This is a genomic window from Sporosarcina sp. Y838, assembly GCF_056786515.1.
Genome location: NZ_JBXCJD010000001.1, coordinates 312,135 through 332,329, shown reverse-complemented (window position 1 = coordinate 332,329; position 20,195 = coordinate 312,135). Strand labels below are relative to the sequence as shown.

Below are 20,195 nucleotides of genomic sequence, written 5' to 3'. Positions count from 1 at the left end.
TTAACCTATCACTCCCATCAAGTAGACTACAGTGAAGATGAATACCCAAACTACGTCAATGAAATGCCAGTACAACGAGAATGTATAGAATTTCGTCGCGTTATACAAGTTCAGTCCGCGCTTAGAATTACGATAGACAAGCAGCGTTATCCATACAAGTCCGAACGCTACGTGGAGACCGTGCGTTCCAACAAGTGCGTAAAATGCCGAACTGAAAGCACTGTTGTCAAATGTGAAACCTAATTTAATGTAATGTACAAACTCATACACCTCAAGCCCTAAGAATCCAAGGCCAAGGAACGCTGTAATAACGAGCCATAGTTGCATTTTCTTAAAATCATAATTTCTCAAATGATACATTGCGTAAACACTCGTCAATGATGATGTTAAAAGAAGCAACGTCATAACGAAGACAAGCGGCAATTCAAAAAGTCCTTGAGTTGAAAACTCAAAACCACTTGGACCTTTGTTCTTTAAAGCTAGATAAGTTGCAAAGAGCGTTGCAAACAAAATCGTTTCTCCGCCAAGGAAAAGCCAAAAGCCGACAAATTTGTTTTTCGCTTCAAGCGTTGCTCTTTCTGGATGATCCGGCCACGTCTCAGGGGTGAATTTTTTATTCAAATCCATTATTGTTTGCCCCCTTTACGTTTTAAATCTTTTAAGATGTCTTCTTTCTTAACATAGAAGCCCAAATCGTCTTTTAATGAACGCATTGCCATTGATACGAAAGTAAAGAGCAAACCAAAGATTAAAACCGGCAAGCCCCATGACTCTTCAACGCGGTACATTGCACCAAATCCTGCAATGAACAAACCTAAAGACATCAAAAATGGAATGAACGAACCGTTTGGCATATGAATGTCCTGAACTGGTTCAGACGGTGTAATACCCGACAGATTTCCTTCCAATTTTTCAATATGCACTGTGTCAAGACCACGTACAAGTGGTGTTTGTGCGAAGTTATAGAATGGCGGTGGTGATTCAATCGCCCATTCAAGTGTTCTTCCGTCACCCCATGGATCATTTGCAACACGTACTTTTTTAACCGAAGTGATAACTATATTTATGACTAAGACTATAATCCCGATTGCCATAAATACCGCTCCCACGGTACTAATATAGTTAGATAAGTTCCAGCCTTGTCCGTCCATGTATGTAAATACACGACGAGGCATTCCCCAGAAACCTAACCAGTGTTGAATCAAGAATGTCAAATGGAAACCGATAAAGAAGAAAGCAAAAGTTACTTTACCTAGCATTTCATTCAACATTGTACCGAACATTTTCGGCCAGTATAGATGAGTACCAGCAAGTATACCAAAAACAGTACCTCCAACGATTACGTAATGGAAGTGAGCAACAACAAAGTATGTGTCGTGCAATTGGTAATCAAGCGGCGCTGTACCTAGCATAACACCTGTAACTCCACCCATAACAAATGTTGGGATGAAACCTAATGCATAAAGCATCGGAGTTGTTACTTTTATACTTCCTCCCCACATGGTGAGCAGCCAGTTAAATATCTTGACTCCGGTAGGTATGGCAATTGCCATTGTCGCTACAGAGAAGATAGCGTTCGCCGTCGGTCCAAGACCAACCGTAAACATATGGTGAGCCCAAACCATGAATCCAAGGAATCCGATAAGGACGGTAGCGAATACCATCGCGGAATAACCAAAGAGACGTTTGCGTGAGAAGATTGAGAAAATCTCCGAGAAAATACCGAATGCCGGTAAAATCAGTATATATACTTCAGGGTGACCAAAAATCCAGAATATATGCTCCCAGATGATTGTATTTCCACCCATCGTATGATCAAAGAAATTCCCTCCGAACATTCGATCAAACGTAAGAAGGAAAAGTCCTACAGTAAGTGGTGGGAATGCGAACAAGATCATTGCTGATGCAACAAACGTAGTCCATGTGAAAAGTGGCATACGCATGTACGTCATCCCCGGAGCACGCATGTTAATAATTGTGACGAGGAAGTTAATTCCCCCAATTAACGTACCCAGACCTGCAATTTGAAGACCTATTGCATAAAAGTCGACACCATGTCCTTCTGATACCAATGCGAGAGACGCATAAGAAGTCCAACCTGCATCGGGAACTTGACCAATGAACCAAGAAACGTTTAAGAATATACCACCAAACATGAACAACCAAAAACCTAATGAATTTAGGAATGGGAATGCGACATCTCGTGCCCCGATTTGGAGCGGCATGACGGCGTTCATGAATCCAATTAATATCGGCATGGCCGCAAGGAAAATCATCGTCGTTCCGTGCATCGTAATAAGCTGATTAAATATCCCAGCGCTGACGAGATCGTTGTTTGGCGTTAGAAGTTGCAAACGGATGATCATCGCTTCTATACCGCCGACTACGAAGAAGAATCCTCCACCAAGGAGATAAAGGATACCAATCTTCTTATGGTCGACTGTTGTCAGCCAATCCCACAGCGTTGCGCCAAAACCTCTTTTTTGAGCAACTGAACTCAATTTGTTTACCTCCTCTTCAATTTCACGTTAATAATTACTTTTCTACCGAAAGACCCATAAGGTACTCTGAAATTGCATTTAATTCATCGTCGGAAAGCTGTTCACCGAATGACGGCATCAAGTTTCCAGGCTTGTATTTTTGAGTGTCAGAAATCCATTCAACTAAGCTTTCTTCTGTGTGATCCATAAATCCTGCAACTCGATTACGGTCGCCGAATGATGCTAAGTTGGGACCTTGCGCTCCACTTTCACCAACCGCGGAAGTTGCGTGGCACATAATACAGCTTTGTTGGAACAGTTCTTCACCTTGAGTTGTTGCTGCAGCGACATCCGTCGTTTCATCGCCAGTTGCCTGCATCGCTACAACCCATTCGTCAAACTCGGCTGACGGTAATGTTTTCACTTTGAAATCCATTAATGCATGTGATGGTCCGCAAAGTTCCGCACATTTACCGTAAAATACACCGTCTTTAAGATCTTTCGACTCTTCGTCAAACGTTAAGTAAAACTTATTGACGTTTTCAACGTTCGTGTCGAGCTTACCTCCAATTGCCGGAATCCAGAAGGAGTGCTTAACATCCGCTGCTATCAAGTTGAAATATACTTTTTTTCCAGTTGGTACAACAAGTTCCTGTGCTGTAACGATTCCGAGGCTTGGGTATTCAAACTCCCACCAGTATAGTTTCGCCGTAACATCGACGACAAGGTTTTCAGCATTTCCATCCTCATCTACTGTTTCCATCGCTGTAACATCACTGAATTTATATGTGTAATAAACAGTAGGTACAGCTAGAAGGATTACTAGAAGAACCGGTATGACCGTCCACACAAGTTCCAATGTATGGCTTCCTTCAATGTCCTTAGGTACATGGTCTTCACCTAATTTTGAACGTCTGAAGCGAACAATTGCAACTAAGTAAATAGCCATTACTACGACAATAACGAACAACATAATTGATGATGATAATATCAACAATTTGAATTGATCTTTTCCGACTTGTCCTGCCGGAAGAAGTGTGGATAGCTCTTGTTGGCCACAACCCGCAAGGAATATGGTTAGAGCTGCTAATAGAGAAAAAAGACGCCACTTTTTGAGTCCTTTCATCATCGCTTAATGATACCTCTCTTTCTAAAAATGATTTCTTAATACTTGAGGACGATTGACCTCTTTATGTGAATTCCTGTCTAAAGAAAGAATTCCGGAACACTAGATGAATATCGAGAAAATGATCATTGAAACAAATAGGATTGTCATGTAATTCAATGAATAGATAAACATTCCTGTAGCCCATTTAAGATCATCTTTGGCTTTAAAGCCCTTAAGCGCTAAATAAAGCCATCCGATATTCAACGCGGTAGCAAGAACTAAGAAGCCTATTCCAAGTCCGCTAAGTAGAAATGGGATTGGAAATAAAAACAGTACCCATGCAAGCATCGATTTCTTAGTTCTAGCAAAACCTTTTACAACAGGCAGCATTGGAATATTCGCTGCGCGGTATTCCTCTGTTCTTCGCATCGCCAGTGCATAAAAATGAGGCGGTTGCCATACGAACATGATTAGGAATAATGCCCAAGCACCTGCTCCCAGTGCTGGCTCGACCGCAGCCCATCCGATTAACGGCGGTATGGCTCCTGAAACACTTCCAACAACTGTATTACTAACATACCTGCGTTTCGACCACATCGAATAGAGTACAACATAACTGAAGATACCTGCAAGTCCCCAAAGACCAGCTGCTACAGAAGCGGAAAACAAAAGAACTTCACCTACAACGATGAAAATCAGTGCAAGTGCCAATACAGCCGGTGCCTTAAAGCGTCCGGTAACTGTTGGTCTGGACTTCGTTCTCGTCATAACAGGGTCAATATCGCGATCAATTAAATTATTAAGTGCCGCAGATCCGGCAATAATCAATCCAGAACCGACAAGTGCATAGATTAGCAAATCTATATTATGTAGAAAGTTTTTACCGGTGAATTGAAACGCAAGAAATAGTCCGGTAAAAGTAGTAATCATATTCGAGTTGACGATGCCGATTTTAATAAGCGCAAGGAAGTCTTTATAAAGAGACGCAGTCACTGCTTTTGATTCGGCAGGTGCAGAAATGGTATGACCGTTTGACAAGTTACCCCTCCTTTCATGGTTGTATGTATCAGCCGCTATACTTTACTATATCGAAAATCGAGTTGTAATTCTATACATATACAAAATTTCACCCGAATCCATAGTAAAACCGACACATTCATTAATGAACTCTCTCTATAGTAAATCATTTCTATATACCTTTTGTGAAGTTAAAGCGTCTTATTTATGAACAATTTGTGAAATAGGCAGTTACTCAGCCATTTACAGCTGTTCATCGTTGTCTTTTTAACAATTTTTCGTTATCATCAAAAACGTAGGGAACTTTTTTGCAGCTAGTTATCATTTAAAAAGTAGGTGTCTTTTCTTGAAATATAATAGGTATTTGAAATGGTTTGCAGTCGCCTCAACAGTAGGCATGCTCTTAATCTTACTCGGCGGAGCTCTTGTTTCAAAGACTGATAGTGGAATGGGTTGCGGTAGACATTGGCCTGGATGTAACGGCCAATTAATTCCTGATGAGATTACCGCAGAAGTACTGATTGAATTTTCGCATCGACTCGTCACAGGCTCCGTTGGCATCCTAATTGTCATTTTAGCTGCCTGGTCATGGAAAGCAATTGGGCATATCAGAGAAACAAAGTTTTTAGCAGTTATGGCAGTGTTCTTTCTTATACTACAGGCATTGATCGGTGCGGCTCAAGTATTATGGGGCCAAGGGGACTTCATACTCGCCCTTCACTTTGGGATTTCACTTCTATCTTTTGCGGCAGTTCTTCTATTAACACTACTCATATTTGAAGTAGACAGTAAATTCGATGCCGATAAAATTCAGATTGGCAAACGGTTAAAATGGCACACGATTGGCGTTACAATTTACTCTTACATCGTCGTTTATACTGGAGCACTTGTGCGTCATACTGAATCGGGATTGGCCTGTATTGACTGGCCATTATGCCAAAACGACTCTTTCGCACTACCTCGTAATATGTATGAGTGGGTTCAGATGGGTCACCGTGCTGCAGCGTCACTCATTTTCATCTGGCTATTGGTCATCATGATACATGCAATTCGTCATTACAAAAATCAGCGTGTCATCTACTGGGGATGGATTATCGCATTTACCCTTGTAGCAATTCAGGCGACTACGGGCATGACGGTTGTTTTAACCAAGTTGAATCTTTATGTTGCTTTGCTTCATTCATTATTTATCACATTACTGTTTGGATTGTTAACTTATATGATTCTCCTTGTATCGAGAAGTAAACTTACAAAGTAAATGTAAATGGGCTGTCCCTTGGGACGGTCCTTTTATATATTTACCCAAAATAGTAGAGAAAATAACAACAGCACATGGAATTATCCCATGTGCTGTTGTTATTTCTATTAATGTTCTAATTCTACGAGCAGGTCTCCAGTCGAAATCGACTCTCCAGCAGTAACATATATGTCTTTAACTACACCGTCAAAAGGTGCTTGAATCGTCGTTTCCATTTTCATAGCTTCTGTGATGAGTAAATGTTCTCCTCTTTTCACTTTCGCTCCTATGGAAGTTGCGACTTTCAAAACTGTACCAGGCATCGTTGCAGCAATATGGGCTTCATTTGAAGTATCTGCTTTTTGTTTACGAACTGTAACGGACTCGACATTCATATCTTCAATGACGACTTCACGCGGTTGACCGTTAAGTTCAAAATAGATTACTCTTGTCGCATCTGGCTGCGGTTCACTAATAGATACAAGTTTAACAATCAGTGTTTTCCCTTTTTCAATCTCCACTTCGATTTCTTCTCCAAGACGCATTCCGTATAAAAATTCAGGTGTATCAATTACTGATAGATCACCGAAAAGCTTATTTGTCACGGAGTATTCTTCGAAAACTTTCGGATACAGTGCAGATGAAAGCACTTCATGACTTGTAACCGGTCGCCCAAGTTTTGCATTTAATTCTTTTTGGAGTTTTTCGAAATCCGCATCTTCTAGTAGCTCTCCAGGACGAACTGTTATAGCTTGGCGTTCTTTTAAAATTATTTTTTGCAATTCTTCAGGGAAGCCGCCATATGGCTGGCCGATATAGCCCTCAAAAAACTCAATTACGGATTCTGGGAAATCAATAGAAGTTCCACGAACCAGAACAGATTTTTCATCCATTTCATTTTGCACCATGAATAACGCCATATCGCCAACGACTTTGGATGACGGCGTCACTTTCACGACATCTCCGAATAGCATGTTTACACGTGAATACATACTCTGAACTTCTTCCCAACGTTCACCAAGGCCTACCGCCTTCGCTTGTTGTTGCAAGTTAGAATACTGACCGCCTGGCATTTCGTGAACGTAGATTTCCGAATGCGGACTCATCATGCCGCTTTCAAAGTGCTGGTAGTACTTCCGAACATCTTCCCAGTAATAAGATAGATTCTCTAGCGAGTTGACGTTTGCACGCACATTGCGTTTACCGCCCTGTAGCGCATAGTGTAACGAGCTCGCTGAAGGTTGTGAAGTTAGACCCGCCATCGCCCCTAAAGCCGTGTCAACGATGTCCACGCCAGCCTCAACCGCTTTCGCATACATATAAATCCCATTACCGCTCGTATCGTGGGAATGTAAGTGAATTGGAATGTCCACTGTCGCCTTCAACTCTGAAACAAGTCGATATGCAGCTTCCGGTTTCAACAGACCCGCCATATCTTTAATAGCTAGAATATGCGCTCCGGCTGATTCAAGCTCTTTTGCCATGTCTTTATAATATTGAACGGTATATTTTGCACGCGAATCATCTAGGATGTCGCCTGTATAGCAGATAGCCGCTTCAGCAACTTTACCTGCATCACGCGTAGCGTCAATAGCAACTTCCATTCCTTTAATCCAGTTCAAGCTATCGAATATACGGAATACGTCTATTCCAGCATCCGCCGATTTTTTAACGAATTCCCGGATAACATTATCAGGATAATTCGTGTAACCAACTGCATTTGCACCACGGAACAACATTTGGAGAAGGACATTTGGAATTTGTTCACGTATTTTCAGAAGCCTGTCCCATGGATCTTCTTTCAAGAATCTGTAAGCGACGTCAAATGTCGCACCGCCCCACATTTCATATGAGAATAGATCGGGCATGAGTCTTGCCGATTCAGATGCAATTGACGTCATGTCAGAAGTCCTCACACGCGTTGCCAACAGCGACTGGTGAGCATCACGGAATGTTGTATCTGTTAAAAGAACATCATCTTGTTCTTTTATCCACTTGATAAGCCCTTCTGCACCACGTTCATCTAAAATCTGTTTTGTACCTGACGGTGGCGGTGTGAGGAGGTCCACTATCGGTTTTCTTACTGGATGAAACACTGGCTTCGATTGTTTACCAATTCCTGGGAATCCGTTTACAGTAACATTCCCAATATAATTCAACATTTTCGTTCCGCGGTCTTTACGGTTAGGGAATAGGAATAATTCCGGTGTCGTATCAATAAAACTAGTATTGTAGTTTCCTGTTAGGAAGTTTTTATGTTTTACAACATTTTCGAGGAATGGGATATTTGTCTTGATGCCCCGAATCCTGAACTCTTGTAAGTTACGGCTCATTTTAGATGCAGCCTCACGGAACGTCATGCCCCATGTTGAAACTTTGACCAGTAATGAATCATAATACGGTGTTATAACAGCACCTTGGAATCCGTTACCTGCGTCAAGTCGTACACCAAAGCCTCCACCCGAACGGTAAACCGATAATTTTCCTGTGTCAGGCATAAAATCGTTCAATGGATCTTCTGTTGTAACACGGGATTGAATCGCATATCCAAATAGCGGTATGTTTTCTTGCGTCGGAATACTTCCTTCGCCTTCATGAATGTTTTTTCCATCTGCAATACGAATTTGTGCATGAACGATGTCTATGCCCGTCACCATTTCTGTAATCGTATGCTCAACCTGAATTCGCGGATTGACTTCGATGAAATAATATTGACCGTTTGAAACAAGGAATTCCACTGTACCCGCATTTTTATAATTAACATTTTTCATCAATTTTACTGCCGCATCACAAATCTGTTCCCTCAACCCATCTTCCAATGAAATGGAAGGTGCAATTTCAACAACTTTCTGGTGGCGGCGCTGAATTGAGCAATCTCTTTCGTATAGGTGAATAACATTGCCATATGTATCCCCAAGAATTTGGACTTCGATATGTTTTGGTAAATCGATGTATTTCTCCACATATACTTCATCAGATCCGAATGCAGACTTTGCTTCTGACCGCGCGCGTTCAAAAGCCTCGTTGACTTCATCCGCTGAATTTACAATTCGCATGCCGCGTCCGCCGCCACCAAGCGATGCCTTGATAATGATTGGATAGCCGTTTGTCTCTCCAAATCTTCCGACTTCTTCGACCGTAGAAACAGGACCATCACTACCTGGAATAACAGGGATGCCTGCATTGATAGCTTGAGTCCTCGCCTTAACTTTATCTCCGAACATGTCCAACTGCTTTGAACTTGGACCTATGAAGATGATTCCTTCTTCCTCGAGACGTCTTGCAAAATCGGTATTTTCAGCTAGGAAGCCATAACCGGGATGGATGGCATTTGCGCCGGAGTCTTTCGCTATTGCGATGATCCCTTCGATGTCAAGATAAGCATCGATTGGTTTCTTTCCTTCTCCGACAATATAAGACTCATCCGCCTTATAACGATGAAATGATCCACTATCTTCAGTGGAATAAATACCTACTGTCGGAATATTCAATTCAGTACAAGCACGAAAAATTCGGATAGCAATTTCTCCACGATTCGCTACGAGGATTTTGTTAATCTGTTCCATCACTAGGCACTTCCTTTTCTCATTGTTTTTTCATATTTCACGAACATAGAAACATTCGTCAATATTCCTAAAGATAAAGATAACAGAATTATTGAAGTTCCGCCATAACTTATAAATGGCAAGGTTACGCCTGTAAGCGGTACCAACCCCGTCAGACCACCCAAATTAACGAATGTTTGAATTCCTATCATACTTCCTATTCCAGCTGCTAGCATACGTGCATGTGGATCTTTGGCTTTAAGTGCGATTGCTAACGCCCTCAAAACGATAAAACCAAGACCCCCAATAACAATAATAGCACCCAACAAGCCTAATTCCTCTGAAATAACCGCCATGATGACATCTGTCTGCGGTTCCGGCAAATAACCCATTTTTTGAATTGAGTTACCAAGGCCTCTTCCAGAAATGCCTCCAGAGCCAATTGCAATATAACCGTTCGCAATTTGGTAGCCCGATCCCTGAATATAATCAAACGGATTGAGGAATGACAGAATCCTTCCTTTCCTTCCGTCGGTCATAATTGATTCCCATTGAAAATATAGAATTAGGGCTGCAAAAATTAGACCGACCGAAATGAGTCCGCTAATTTTTAAGAAGGTACGTTTTTTAATACCACTTGCCGCAAGTACAGAAAGTGCAGTGATAATAATAATAAACGAACCTCCTATGTCCGTCTCAAGCATGATGGAACCGACCGCTAAAACGAGGATACCTACGGGAGGCCAAATTGATTGATTAATGTTGTCGATTGTACCAGATTCATACTTTTTTGCAAATACGCCAGAAAAATAAACTATTAAAACAAGTTTTGCTACTTCGGATGGTTGCAGATTGCCAAATGGCGTTTTAATCCAACTGGTAGCCCCGACATGTTCACCCGAGCCCACGAAATGGACCATGAATAAAAGAGTTAACATACTGATTACTGCAAAAATCATTAACTTTTTCCGTTTGTAATTCTTATATGGAAAAAAAGCCGCCAGAAAGAAAGCAGGAATCGCGAGGCCTAGGTTTAATAATTGCTTTTGATAAAAATAGTCAGCCGGATAGTCATATCTATCCACAGCCGTTACCATACTTGAACTATAAATCATAACTAGTCCAAAAAGACAGAGCAGCAAATAGACAAAGAACAAGGGGAAATCAAAATAACGAATTAGTTTTTTTACATATATTTTCATAGGGTTACCTCTTTTTCATTAAACAAAAAACTCAAACCTTTATGTCAGTTTGAGTTTTCGGCTTATTTTCTCGTATATATTTCGTGTAAGACTGTCATTTCTTTCTCAAGTAAAGAAAGAATTTCGTTACCTTTAGATCGTTCAATCAAACCGAGCTTGACGGCAAATTCAATTTCCCGTGATAGTCCATACATTTGAGTATCCAGCACTTCTTCATATAGCGGACACTGAGGCATCGTCAAATGGTCCATTTGTACTTTTATTAGTTGACCTATCTTATCAGCATCGGCCTGAAGTTGCTTCATCGCCTTTTCCTGATACGTTTCCTGCAATTCTATATCCATGAGGACGCCCCCATCAAACTTTTATTTCTTAATGGTTATTATGAATAAATTGTATCTTCCGATTGGGGAAAAAGCAAGTGATTTCCCTTTGGCTCTATGCATCCGATTGGAAAAGCTTTTCCTTGTGGCAACGAAGCGTTATACTGATGTGAAATGATTTTTTTATTATTTAGGGGGATATTCTTTTGGAAAAAATAATTCCGATTAAAGGAAATGTACGTTATGGTATCACACTGGACCCAACTGTATGGATTTTCGATGATCGTCGTGTGGATTTAAAAACATATTTTACCGAAAATCGCGTTGAAAAAGATGAACTAGAAGAATATAAAAGAGCTATGGGAAAACATTGGTCCCGCGAAATAATGGAGGGTGCAACTGTACCACCAACGTTAGAAACGGAGAAAAAGTTTGAAAAGAGAAAGGTTGTGACTGGTACCTATGGTATTCAATTAAGTCACTTCTTGAAAATTGCAGAGCCTGCTACTAACGCCGTGAGATTTTCTTTTGAAACGTCTGACGGCGATAGCCATACTTTCCCGCTTGAAAGAGCAGAAGAGATTATTTTTAAATTTAGTGATGAAGGAAAACCACTTCTTGATGGCGGTCCAGTTCATGTCATTTTCAAAGACGGATCGAATAACGACAATCCGATTCGCAACGTCATAGCAATCCAAGTCGATTGAAGGAGGATTTCCAATGCGCGTAAAATGTGTCATTTGCGACAATATCGGACAACTTCCGGATGATTTACCACTGGCAAAAACACTTCGTAACCGTCCAATTCACACGTATATGTGTGAGGAATGCAATGTCCGGATTGCAGAAAAAACCATTGCACGTATTGCAACAGGGAACTTCATATTTCACCGTAGTTCACTAGCCATCGAAAAAAAGTTTTAAAAAAAGAAGACTCCCATCAAACGATGGGGTCTTCTTTTTCGTCTTTGTATTCATTCATTCTACGGACTCTGTAAATTATTAAAATGAGAGCCGCAACGATAAGCCCTTCCACAATCGGAAGGAAAAACCCAAGAAAAGTTAATATTAGACAGCCGATAAACAGGAATACATAGATGACTAAAGTCTGTAATGGCTTAAGCTTTCTAGCAAATCCCAGTTTATAAACAATTGCCGACATGAGGAAGACGAGGGCAAAAAGCACATAACCGGCTATCGTAAAGGAAGGCATCACTTCGTAAATGAAGCGTGCGATGCCTGACATCCGTCCGAATACCTCTGCATCCCCAACACTAGCACTCATTCAACACAGTCCCTTCTTAAAAGCTATTCTACCGGCCAAGTCAACGAGAAGGCATATTACCCTACCTACCGCTAACAAGACGCTTAGATGAACCGCCTGGCCTTCTATTTGTCCAAATTTGAGCAGAGGAAGACATGTATCGTTTCCCCTGCTCTAATTTTAATGAAATGAAGTTAAAAAATTATTTCTTTTTCTGTACGCGTTCACGTTCGTTTTTATCAAGAATTTTCTTGCGAAGTCTGATTGATACTGGCGTTACTTCGCAATACTCGTCATCATCCAAATATTGCAACGCTTCTTCAAGCGACATAATACGCGGCTTTTTAGTTGTAACCGTCTGATCCTTCGATGCTGAACGAACATTCGTTGCTTGTTTAGCTTTCGTTAAGTTGATAGTCAAATCGCTTTCGCGCGTATTTTCACCAACTACCATTCCAGCGTAAATCTCAGTTCCAGCACCAACGAACATAATACCGCGATCTTCAAGCTGCATTATGCTGTAAGGCGTAGCTGTTCCGTTCTCCATCGAAACAAGAACACCGTTTCTGCGACCGCCAACTTTACCTTTAGCCATCGGCTGGTAAGAATCAAACGTATGGTTCATAATTCCGTAACCTCTTGTTAATGTAAGGAAATCAGTTGAATAACCGATTAATCCACGAGCAGGTACATTGAATATTAGACGAACTTGTCCGTTACCATTGTTAATCATATCAAGCATTTCGCCTTTACGTTCACCGATTGACTCGATAATAGAGCCTGTATGCTCTTCAGGAATATCAATTTGTAAACGTTCGATAGGCTCACAACGAATGCCATCTATTTCTCTTACGATTACTGTTGGTTTCGAAACTTGTAATTCAAATCCTTCACGACGCATGTTTTCAATCAGAATCGACAGGTGAAGCTCACCACGTCCTGAAACAGTCCATGCATCAGGTGAATCAGTTGGATCTACGCGAAGAGAAACGTCTGTTTGCAATTGAGATTGAAGGCGTTCGTCGATTTTTCTTGACGTTACCCACTTACCTTCTTTACCTGCAAACGGGCTATTGTTTACAAGGAATGTCATTTGTAGCGTTGGTTCGTCAATGAACAACTCCGGAAGTGCTTCTAGATGATCTGCCGGACAAATTGTTTCACCGACGTCAATGTTTTCCATACCAGATACTGCAACGAGATCACCAGAGAAAGCCTCTTGGATATCAACGCGTTTCAAACCAAGGAAACCTGACAATTTCGTAACACGGTAGTTTTTCACAGTACCATCACGTTTCATAACAGCAACCGACTGTCCAACTTGCATCGTTCCGCGGAAAACCCGTCCGATACCGATGCGGCCTACGTAATCGCTGTAGTCAAGAAGCGACACTTGGAACTGCAAAGGCTCGTCCCGGTTATCAACCGGTGCAGGAATATGTTCTAAGATCGCGTCATAAAGGACACGTAGTGTTTCTTCTTGTGTTGAAACATCTGGTGATAAGCTTGCAGTACCGTTGAATCCTGATGCATAGATAACAGGGAATTCAAGTTGTTCGTCATTCGCATCAAGTTCAATGAATAACTCAAGAACTTCATCCACGACTTCTTCTGGACGAGCAAACTCGCGGTCAATCTTGTTAACAACAACAATTGGTTTTAAGTTTTGCTCAAGCGCTTTTTTCAATACGAAACGAGTTTGTGGCATACAACCTTCGTATGAATCGACAACCAGAATTACACCATCTACCATTTTCAAGATACGTTCAACTTCTCCACCGAAGTCAGCGTGACCTGGTGTATCAAGAATATTAATTTTTGTATCTTTATATTCAATTGCCGTATTCTTTGCGAGAATCGTAATTCCGCGTTCACGTTCAATTTCATTTGAGTCCATTGCACGGTCATCGACTTGTTCGTTCGAACGGAAGATGCCCGATTGCTTTAAAAGTTGATCGACAAGCGTCGTTTTTCCGTGGTCGACGTGTGCGATAATAGCTATGTTACGTAAATCATTGCGTAGTTTAGTCATGATTTCACTCCATTATTCTTTTTTCATCTGATTAACTGTGTTATTATAGCACATGTATTGATAATTCTAAAACATTTAATTACAGATGGGGGTATTTTTTTTGAAAAACATTAAATGGATTTTCGTTTTTTACTCCGCTGCCGCTATAGCTTCAATGTGTGCAATCGGTGTTGCAGTTGGCATGGGCAGTTTTCCCATCGCCATTATCGCTATACTGGCACTCATTCTTGTAATGGGCAATGGATTCAAGACGAAAAAAAGATATAGAGAACAAGGTATACTTTAGAATAGGGTTAATCCATAGGGTCGTTTCAAGTTATTCGGTATATCCGGTACTTGACGACCCCTTTTTTTATTGCTTTAGACGGATATATTTAGTCAATATATCTTGATGTAAGCCCGGCCTTGCAACGATAAATGTATCTTGGCCGAGTAGATGGGGGGTTTCCCCTTTCATGTTTGTTGCAACAGCACCGACCTCCTGAGCAATAACAATTCCCCCCGCTATATCCCATGGGGAAAGTCTCATCGACATATACGAATCCAGTCTGCCCGAAGAGACATACGCCAACTCCATTGCAGCAGATCCATAAGACCTTGTCCCTCTACACTTCTGAATAAGCTCTATGATTTGTTCGTTTTCAACAAAGCGATTTGGAGCCACCCAACTAGCATTAATACCAATAACTGCTTCGCTAAGCGGTGTAATCTCCAATTGGGGCAGACGCTCATCATTGAAGTAAGCTCCTTCATCTTTCGCCGCATGATAGAAATCATCACCCATCACATCATAAATATAACCTAACATTCCGACACCTTCAGCAAATATTCCTAGCGAAATGGCAAAATTTCGTTTTTGATGAATGAAATTCATTGTTCCATCAATTGGATCAAGCATCCAGACAACCCCGTCAAGTGTGTGAACGTCATCTCCGAATCCCTCTTCACCCATAATTCTATGACTTGGAAAATCCTTTTTTATCCGACTTATGAAAAACTGTTCAATTTCCTTATCTATATTTGTCACAAGATCATTGGCATCCAACTTGGAATTGATGTCAATTTGATTGAAAAAAGAAACACGTATTTTATGTCCTGCCTCTTTAATCAAGGATTTTGCGTAACGATCAATACTTCCCCATTGCATGAAGCCACCTCTTCCCCTTCAACCATCTATATCATACTATAACGAAAAAAGCATCCCATTACACTATCCCTGTTTTGAAAGGAAGTGTAGGGATGCATTTTTCAGCGAGCACTTGTTCTTATGAAAATCCATTCAGAATCTCCAATTCACGATGAATCTCCATTAACCTATGTTTACTCTTCATGTTTTGTGTTGCATCTTTTTCCTCTATTGCATCGAAAAGCGTCGCAAGTTCATAATCAAGTTCTAAGTTCAGCAGCTTAACATATTCTTTCTCAACATCGGCTTTCCGAATTACATGGACGACCTGTTTCATAGTTGACACCCCTTTTTCAGTATATAGTCCTAATTTTCTGTTAGTTATTATTAAAATATGCCATGGCTTAGGGTTGCTCTAGTTATAAGCCTTGTTATTTAAGATTGTTCCCCGTTTTCTGCTATGATAAACGTGTAAATGTTATTGGGGGTAATGAAAATGCTAAATTATTTTTGGGAAAAAGATGATTTTGATGTATTTTCCACTGAAGGACTTGAAAATCGGATGGAAGCACTTCAAAATCGGATTCAACCTAAGTTCCATATGCTTGGCACACACTTTGCGGATCGTCTTTCTGCACACGGTACAGATGAATTTTTTCCACATGTCGCAAAACATGCAAGACGAACAGTCAATCCTCCTAAAGACAGCTGGGTAGCATTCGCACCTGCAAAACGAGGATATAAAGCTTTGCCTCACTTCCAGATTGGCTTATGGGGAACACATTTATTCATTATTCTTGCAGTTATTTATGAAAATCCTGATAAGATGGGAATTTCTGAACGACTTGAAAGGAAATTGAACGTTTTAACTTCCCTTCCAGCATCCTATATTGTATCCGGCGATCATATGAAACCTGATGCTTTTAATATCCAAGAAATGGATAAACTTGAATTAGTACAGCTTTTAGAACGACTACAAACCGTTAAAAAAGCCGAATTTCTTGTTGGACGTCATTTATCACGTGAAGATGCCATCAAACTGTCCACTGAAGAATTTATGGAATTTGCAGAAGAAACTTTTGATTGTCTACTCCCGGTGTATGATGTTGTCATTAATAGAAAGTAAAAGGAATGCCCTCGCTTAACGCGTGGGCATTCCTTTTATTATTTCTTCCTTTTTTGCAGCTTTTGCAGCTTGAATTACACGGTAACTGTTGTAACCGCTCGCTTCCTCGAATTCTTTAAACAATGTCTTTTCTTCTGACATGGAAGGCACAACTTTTTTAAATTCGCGATATGCTTCAAGCATCTTTTCTCCAGCAACACCTGATTCATATGCTTCTTCAATTGCCTCATAAAAACTGGCGACTGCGATTATTTCAACAGTGGACCAGTCCTCCCTGATTGGATAATTATAATCCATGTGTAACATCCCCTTTATTAACTTTAGTTCCAACTGGTGCGGATTGTCTTTGCTTGCTTGACCATACGTTCAAATAATTCAGCAACGGAAGGCACATCATTAATAAGTCCCGCAACTTGACCCGCCCATCCAAAGCCATTGTCAGAGTCTCCGTCGTGGATGAAACGCCGGTTTGCTTCTCCGCTAATATAATCTTTCAATGCTTCATAATCAGTATTTTGTGCTTCCATTTCGAGTATTCTACCCGTCCAACTACCTGTTAATGCACGTGCAGGGGATCCAATTGTCCGCTTGATAACAGTTGTCCCCGTTTCTTTGCTGGCTAAGAGAAGGTCAATGTACGCTTGTGAAGCATGAACGCACTCTTTCGTTGCGATAAACCTTGTACCCATCTCTATCCCTTCAGCGCCAAGTGCATGAGCAGCCATCCATCCACGTCCATCTCCGATTCCACCCGAGGCAATAACAGGAATTGAGACCGCATCGACAACTTGCGGGACGAGAACCATTGTACCGATGTCATCGCGACCAAGATGTCCCCCGCCTTCCTGCCCAACAACCATAACAGCATCGGCTCCAAGTGATTCCGCCTTTTGTGCCTGCCTTTTAGCGGCAACGAGTACTAACTTTTTGACATTTGTGTTTTCAAGTTGCGCAAAAAATGGTGCTGGGTTTCCTCCTGTCACCGACATGACTTGAACGCCTTCTTCGAGCGCTGCCTCCACCATATGTGCGAAAGGTCGTCCATGCTGTCCAATTGCAAAGTTTACACCGAAAGGCTTATTCGTCATCCCTTTCACTTTCTGTATCTCTGCTCTGAGTTCATCGGCCGAGTCCAAACTCATAGCCGTTATCTGCCCGAGTCCCCCTGCTTCCGAAACGGCTGCAGCAAGCTCCGCGTATGCTAAGTATGCCAAGCCACCTTGAACGATGGGATACTGCACTTCAAGCAAGTCCGTTATTCTAGTTTTCCATTCCATTTGTTTCCCCCCCATTATCTCTACTATACAATATTCTTCATTGACACCCACCAAACCTTTACCGAATACTCTTATTGCTCGGGGACCTTGATTGTTCCAGGATCTACGAACTCATAACCCTTTTCTCTTAAACCGAGGACAATTTTCTCCAGTGCTCCAGCAGTCCATTCACGATCATGCATAAGAAGATTCGCACCATCACGTAGTAACTCAGTGTTCACCATGATATCCGCCAATGCATCCACATCCGTATACTTTTTCTCCCAATCATAGCCAAATGACCAATTCATCAAAAGCATTCCATCTTTTAGCGCTAGCGCTCTGCTATAGTCCGTATTACTGCCAAACGGAGCTCTGAAAAACACTGGACGCTCACCAACAATTCCCTCTACTGTATCACTCACTGTAAGGATTTCTTCAGTTTGTTGTTCTTCTGAAAGTTGTTTTAAATCAGCGTGCGTTTTCGTATGATTGCCGATCATAAATCCTAAATCATGAATTTCTTTCAATACAAGTTTTTCTTCATCCGTATCAATAAAATGACCGTTTACAAAAAATATTGCTGGTGCATCAAGACTTTGTAGCGTCTTAGCCATATCTAATGCCCATTTATCAGGTGCATCGTCAATTGTCAGTAAAACAACCTTGTTGTTTGCACTTCCAATCGGTTCAATCGCATATGTCGCGGGATTCACTTCATACAATGGTTCATTAACTTCTTCTATTTCATCGAGATCTTCAACAGTACTTTTGTCAATGATTTCAACGTCAGGTTCAGATGATTTCTCGTCTCTATTTTCAGGCTTGGCGTCTACATCTATGTCGGAACATGCTGATAATACCAATATCAATGCGCCCAATATGTATATTATTTTTTTTTCAAGTTAGTCCCGCCCTTTCAATTCCTTAAATAATAACATAATTAAAGTTTTATAAGAAAAGAATACCAGTTTAATAGTTTTAATCACAATATATCAAACTAAAAAAACCGTCTAGGAGGATAACTTTCTGCCTCATAGACGGTTTAATCTCTAACTATAGTTTTTATTTTGTAATCATATGAATTGGTTTACCTAAAGCAACTTCCGCTGCTTCCATTGAGATTTCACTCAACGTCGGATGGGCATGAATTGTCATAGCCACATCTTCAAGTGTCATTCCCGCTTCAATTGCAAGTGCAAGTTCAGCAATCATGTCTGATGCACTTGCACCTACTATTTGAGCCCCAAGTAGTAGTCCGTCTTCTTTACGTGATACAAGCTTAACGAACCCTTCTGAAGCATCAAGTGCTAGTGCACGCCCATTAGCCGCAAATGGGAATTTCCCTACTACCGTTTCATAACCTTCTTCTTTTGCCTGTTGCTCGGTAAAGCCAACAGATGCAAGTTCAGGATCAGTGAAACAAACAGCAGGAATCGCCAAGTAGTCAACTTCAGACTTCTCGCCTGAAATCGCTTCTGCAGCAATTTTCGCTTCATAAGAAGCTTTATGTGCAAGTTGAAGTCCAGGAACGATATCACCGATTGCGTAGATATTTGGAATGCTTGTTCTGCATTGTTTATCGACTTCGATGAGACCGCGCTCAAGGAACTTAACGCCAATCTCTTCTAATCCAATTTCATCCGTATTCGGACGACGGCCTACAGTAACAAGTACGTAATCAGCTTCGACTTTTTTCTCTTCTCCGCCTACTTCGTATGTAACTGTAACGCCAGTAGCTGTTTCTTCAACGCCTTTTGCAGACGCTTTAACAACAACTTCAACGCCTTTTTTCTTCAAGCCTTTTTTAACGATCTGTGTCATTTGTTTTTCAAAGCCCGCAAGAATGTCATTAGCGCCTTCAATGATCGTTACTTTTGATCCAAGATTTGCATATGCAGATCCTAGCTCAGTACCGATATATCCACCACCGATAACTACAAGTTTACCCGGTAATTCTTTAAGATTCAAAGCACCCGTAGAATTAATAACGCGTTCTGTAAATTTAAACGTTGGAATTTCAATCGGACGTGAACCCGTTGCAACGATTGCATTTTTGAATTTATATGTTTGCGCTGAAGTTTCGTCCATCACACGTACTGTGTTGCTATCGACGAAATAGGCTTCACCTTGAACATAATCAATCTTGTTGCCTTTAAGAAGTCCTGCGACTCCACCAGTCAACTTGTTCACTACGCTATCTTTGAAAGCTTGCGCTTTAGTGAAATCTAGTTTCACTTCCGTTGCTGTAATGCCCATTGAATCAGAATCTTGAGCATTTGCATAACGATGTCCAACAGCAATAAGTGCTTTGGAAGGAATACATCCCACGTTCAAGCACACACCACCAAGATCACCTTTTTCAACTACGATTACTTTTTGGCCCAATTGTGCCGCGCGAATTGCCGCAACATATCCTCCTGGTCCAGAACCTACGACGAGCGTGTCTACTTCGATTGGAAAGTCTCCTACTACCATT

General features: G+C 41.1%; 20 protein-coding genes. 5 read left to right on the top strand and 15 right to left on the bottom strand.

Annotation, left to right across the window (positions count from 1 at the left end):
* From AC1TO4_RS01580 to cyoE, 4 genes are all read right to left on the bottom strand, one after another.
* Positions 1-627 carry a cytochrome c oxidase subunit 3 gene (locus AC1TO4_RS01580; RefSeq protein ID WP_482103878.1) on the bottom strand — a complete coding sequence of 209 codons (627 nt, stop codon included), beginning with the start codon at positions 625-627 and terminating at the stop codon, positions 1-3.
* The gene (ctaD, locus tag AC1TO4_RS01575) at positions 627-2,501 is read right to left on the bottom strand and encodes a cytochrome c oxidase subunit I (RefSeq protein ID WP_482103877.1); all 1,875 of its coding nucleotides are present in this window, start codon (positions 2,499-2,501) and stop codon (positions 627-629) included. Before ctaD ends, AC1TO4_RS01580 begins: the two co-directional genes overlap by 1 nt.
* Positions 2,502-2,535: 34 nt before the next feature.
* Positions 2,536-3,609 (bottom strand): cytochrome c oxidase subunit II, encoded by a 1,074-nt coding sequence (gene coxB, locus AC1TO4_RS01570; protein WP_482103876.1) that lies wholly within the window; start codon positions 3,607-3,609, stop codon positions 2,536-2,538.
* A 99-nt stretch (positions 3,610-3,708) separates the two neighbouring features.
* Complete coding sequence (gene cyoE / locus AC1TO4_RS01565) at positions 3,709-4,626, bottom strand: heme o synthase (RefSeq protein WP_482103875.1); 918 nt, start codon at positions 4,624-4,626, stop codon at positions 3,709-3,711.
* 325 nt (positions 4,627-4,951) lie between these two features.
* Here cyoE and AC1TO4_RS01560 point away from each other — a divergent pair, with 325 nt between their 5' ends.
* Positions 4,952-5,863, top strand: a complete 912-nt coding sequence (locus AC1TO4_RS01560) for a COX15/CtaA family protein (RefSeq protein ID WP_482103874.1) — start codon at positions 4,952-4,954, stop codon at positions 5,861-5,863.
* A gap of 107 nt (positions 5,864-5,970) precedes the next feature.
* Here AC1TO4_RS01560 and pyc read toward each other — a convergent pair whose 3' ends face one another.
* The 3 genes from pyc to AC1TO4_RS01545 all read right to left on the bottom strand — a co-directional run bounded on the left by pyc (position 5,971) and on the right by AC1TO4_RS01545 (position 10,933).
* Positions 5,971-9,408, bottom strand: coding sequence for a pyruvate carboxylase (pyc, locus tag AC1TO4_RS01555; protein ID WP_482103873.1), 3,438 nt, complete (start codon positions 9,406-9,408; stop codon positions 5,971-5,973).
* Between the two features lie 2 nt (positions 9,409-9,410).
* Positions 9,411-10,589 carry an FtsW/RodA/SpoVE family cell cycle protein gene (locus AC1TO4_RS01550; RefSeq protein WP_482103872.1) on the bottom strand — a complete coding sequence of 393 codons (1,179 nt, stop codon included), beginning with the start codon at positions 10,587-10,589 and terminating at the stop codon, positions 9,411-9,413.
* Positions 10,590-10,651: 62 nt separating this feature from the next.
* Positions 10,652-10,933 (bottom strand): Fpa/YlaN family protein, encoded by a 282-nt coding sequence (locus tag AC1TO4_RS01545; protein ID WP_482100318.1) that lies wholly within the window; start codon positions 10,931-10,933, stop codon positions 10,652-10,654.
* 185 nt (positions 10,934-11,118) lie between these two features.
* Between AC1TO4_RS01545 and AC1TO4_RS01540 the strand changes: the two genes are divergently transcribed.
* Positions 11,119-11,619 (top strand): peptidyl-prolyl cis-trans isomerase, encoded by a 501-nt coding sequence (locus tag AC1TO4_RS01540; RefSeq protein ID WP_482103871.1) that lies wholly within the window; start codon positions 11,119-11,121, stop codon positions 11,617-11,619.
* A gap of 13 nt (positions 11,620-11,632) precedes the next feature.
* Positions 11,633-11,836 carry a YlaI family protein gene (locus AC1TO4_RS01535; RefSeq protein ID WP_482100316.1) on the top strand — a complete coding sequence of 68 codons (204 nt, stop codon included), beginning with the start codon at positions 11,633-11,635 and terminating at the stop codon, positions 11,834-11,836.
* A gap of 16 nt (positions 11,837-11,852) precedes the next feature.
* Here the strand turns inward: AC1TO4_RS01535 and AC1TO4_RS01530 are convergent, their stop codons facing one another.
* A complete protein-coding gene (locus AC1TO4_RS01530; RefSeq protein WP_482100315.1) occupies positions 11,853-12,197 on the bottom strand; it encodes a YlaH-like family protein in 345 nt (114 codons plus the stop codon).
* 181 nt (positions 12,198-12,378) lie between these two features.
* Positions 12,379-14,208 (bottom strand): translational GTPase TypA, encoded by a 1,830-nt coding sequence (typA, locus tag AC1TO4_RS01525; RefSeq protein ID WP_482103870.1) that lies wholly within the window; start codon positions 14,206-14,208, stop codon positions 12,379-12,381.
* Between the two features lie 100 nt (positions 14,209-14,308).
* On the opposite strand from typA, the gene AC1TO4_RS01520 reads away from it, so the two are divergent.
* Positions 14,309-14,494 (top strand): YlaF family protein, encoded by a 186-nt coding sequence (locus tag AC1TO4_RS01520; protein WP_482103869.1) that lies wholly within the window; start codon positions 14,309-14,311, stop codon positions 14,492-14,494.
* 66 nt (positions 14,495-14,560) lie between these two features.
* On the opposite strand, the gene AC1TO4_RS01515 is transcribed toward AC1TO4_RS01520, so the two are convergent.
* Together AC1TO4_RS01515 and AC1TO4_RS01510 are read right to left on the bottom strand one after the other, a co-directional pair.
* Positions 14,561-15,355, bottom strand: coding sequence for an inositol monophosphatase family protein (locus AC1TO4_RS01515; RefSeq protein WP_482103868.1), 795 nt, complete (start codon positions 15,353-15,355; stop codon positions 14,561-14,563).
* A gap of 118 nt (positions 15,356-15,473) precedes the next feature.
* Positions 15,474-15,671, bottom strand: coding sequence for a hypothetical protein (locus AC1TO4_RS01510; RefSeq protein WP_482103867.1), 198 nt, complete (start codon positions 15,669-15,671; stop codon positions 15,474-15,476).
* A gap of 159 nt (positions 15,672-15,830) precedes the next feature.
* Between AC1TO4_RS01510 and AC1TO4_RS01505 the strand changes: the two genes are divergently transcribed.
* The gene (locus tag AC1TO4_RS01505; protein ID WP_482103866.1) at positions 15,831-16,460 is read left to right on the top strand and encodes a YktB family protein; all 630 of its coding nucleotides are present in this window, start codon (positions 15,831-15,833) and stop codon (positions 16,458-16,460) included.
* A 15-nt stretch (positions 16,461-16,475) separates the two neighbouring features.
* Here the strand turns inward: AC1TO4_RS01505 and AC1TO4_RS01500 are convergent, their stop codons facing one another.
* From AC1TO4_RS01500 to lpdA, 4 genes are all read right to left on the bottom strand, one after another.
* A complete protein-coding gene (locus tag AC1TO4_RS01500; protein WP_482103865.1) occupies positions 16,476-16,757 on the bottom strand; it encodes a UPF0223 family protein in 282 nt (93 codons plus the stop codon).
* A 23-nt stretch (positions 16,758-16,780) separates the two neighbouring features.
* On the bottom strand, positions 16,781-17,737 hold the full coding sequence (locus AC1TO4_RS01495) for an NAD(P)H-dependent flavin oxidoreductase (RefSeq protein WP_482100308.1): 957 nt from the start codon (positions 17,735-17,737) through the stop codon (positions 16,781-16,783).
* 71 nt (positions 17,738-17,808) lie between these two features.
* Complete coding sequence (locus AC1TO4_RS01490; RefSeq protein WP_482103864.1) at positions 17,809-18,582, bottom strand: polysaccharide deacetylase family protein; 774 nt, start codon at positions 18,580-18,582, stop codon at positions 17,809-17,811.
* Between the two features lie 199 nt (positions 18,583-18,781).
* On the bottom strand, positions 18,782-20,194 hold the full coding sequence (gene lpdA / locus AC1TO4_RS01485; protein WP_482103863.1) for a dihydrolipoyl dehydrogenase: 1,413 nt from the start codon (positions 20,192-20,194) through the stop codon (positions 18,782-18,784).
* Position 20,195 lies beyond the last annotated feature (1 nt).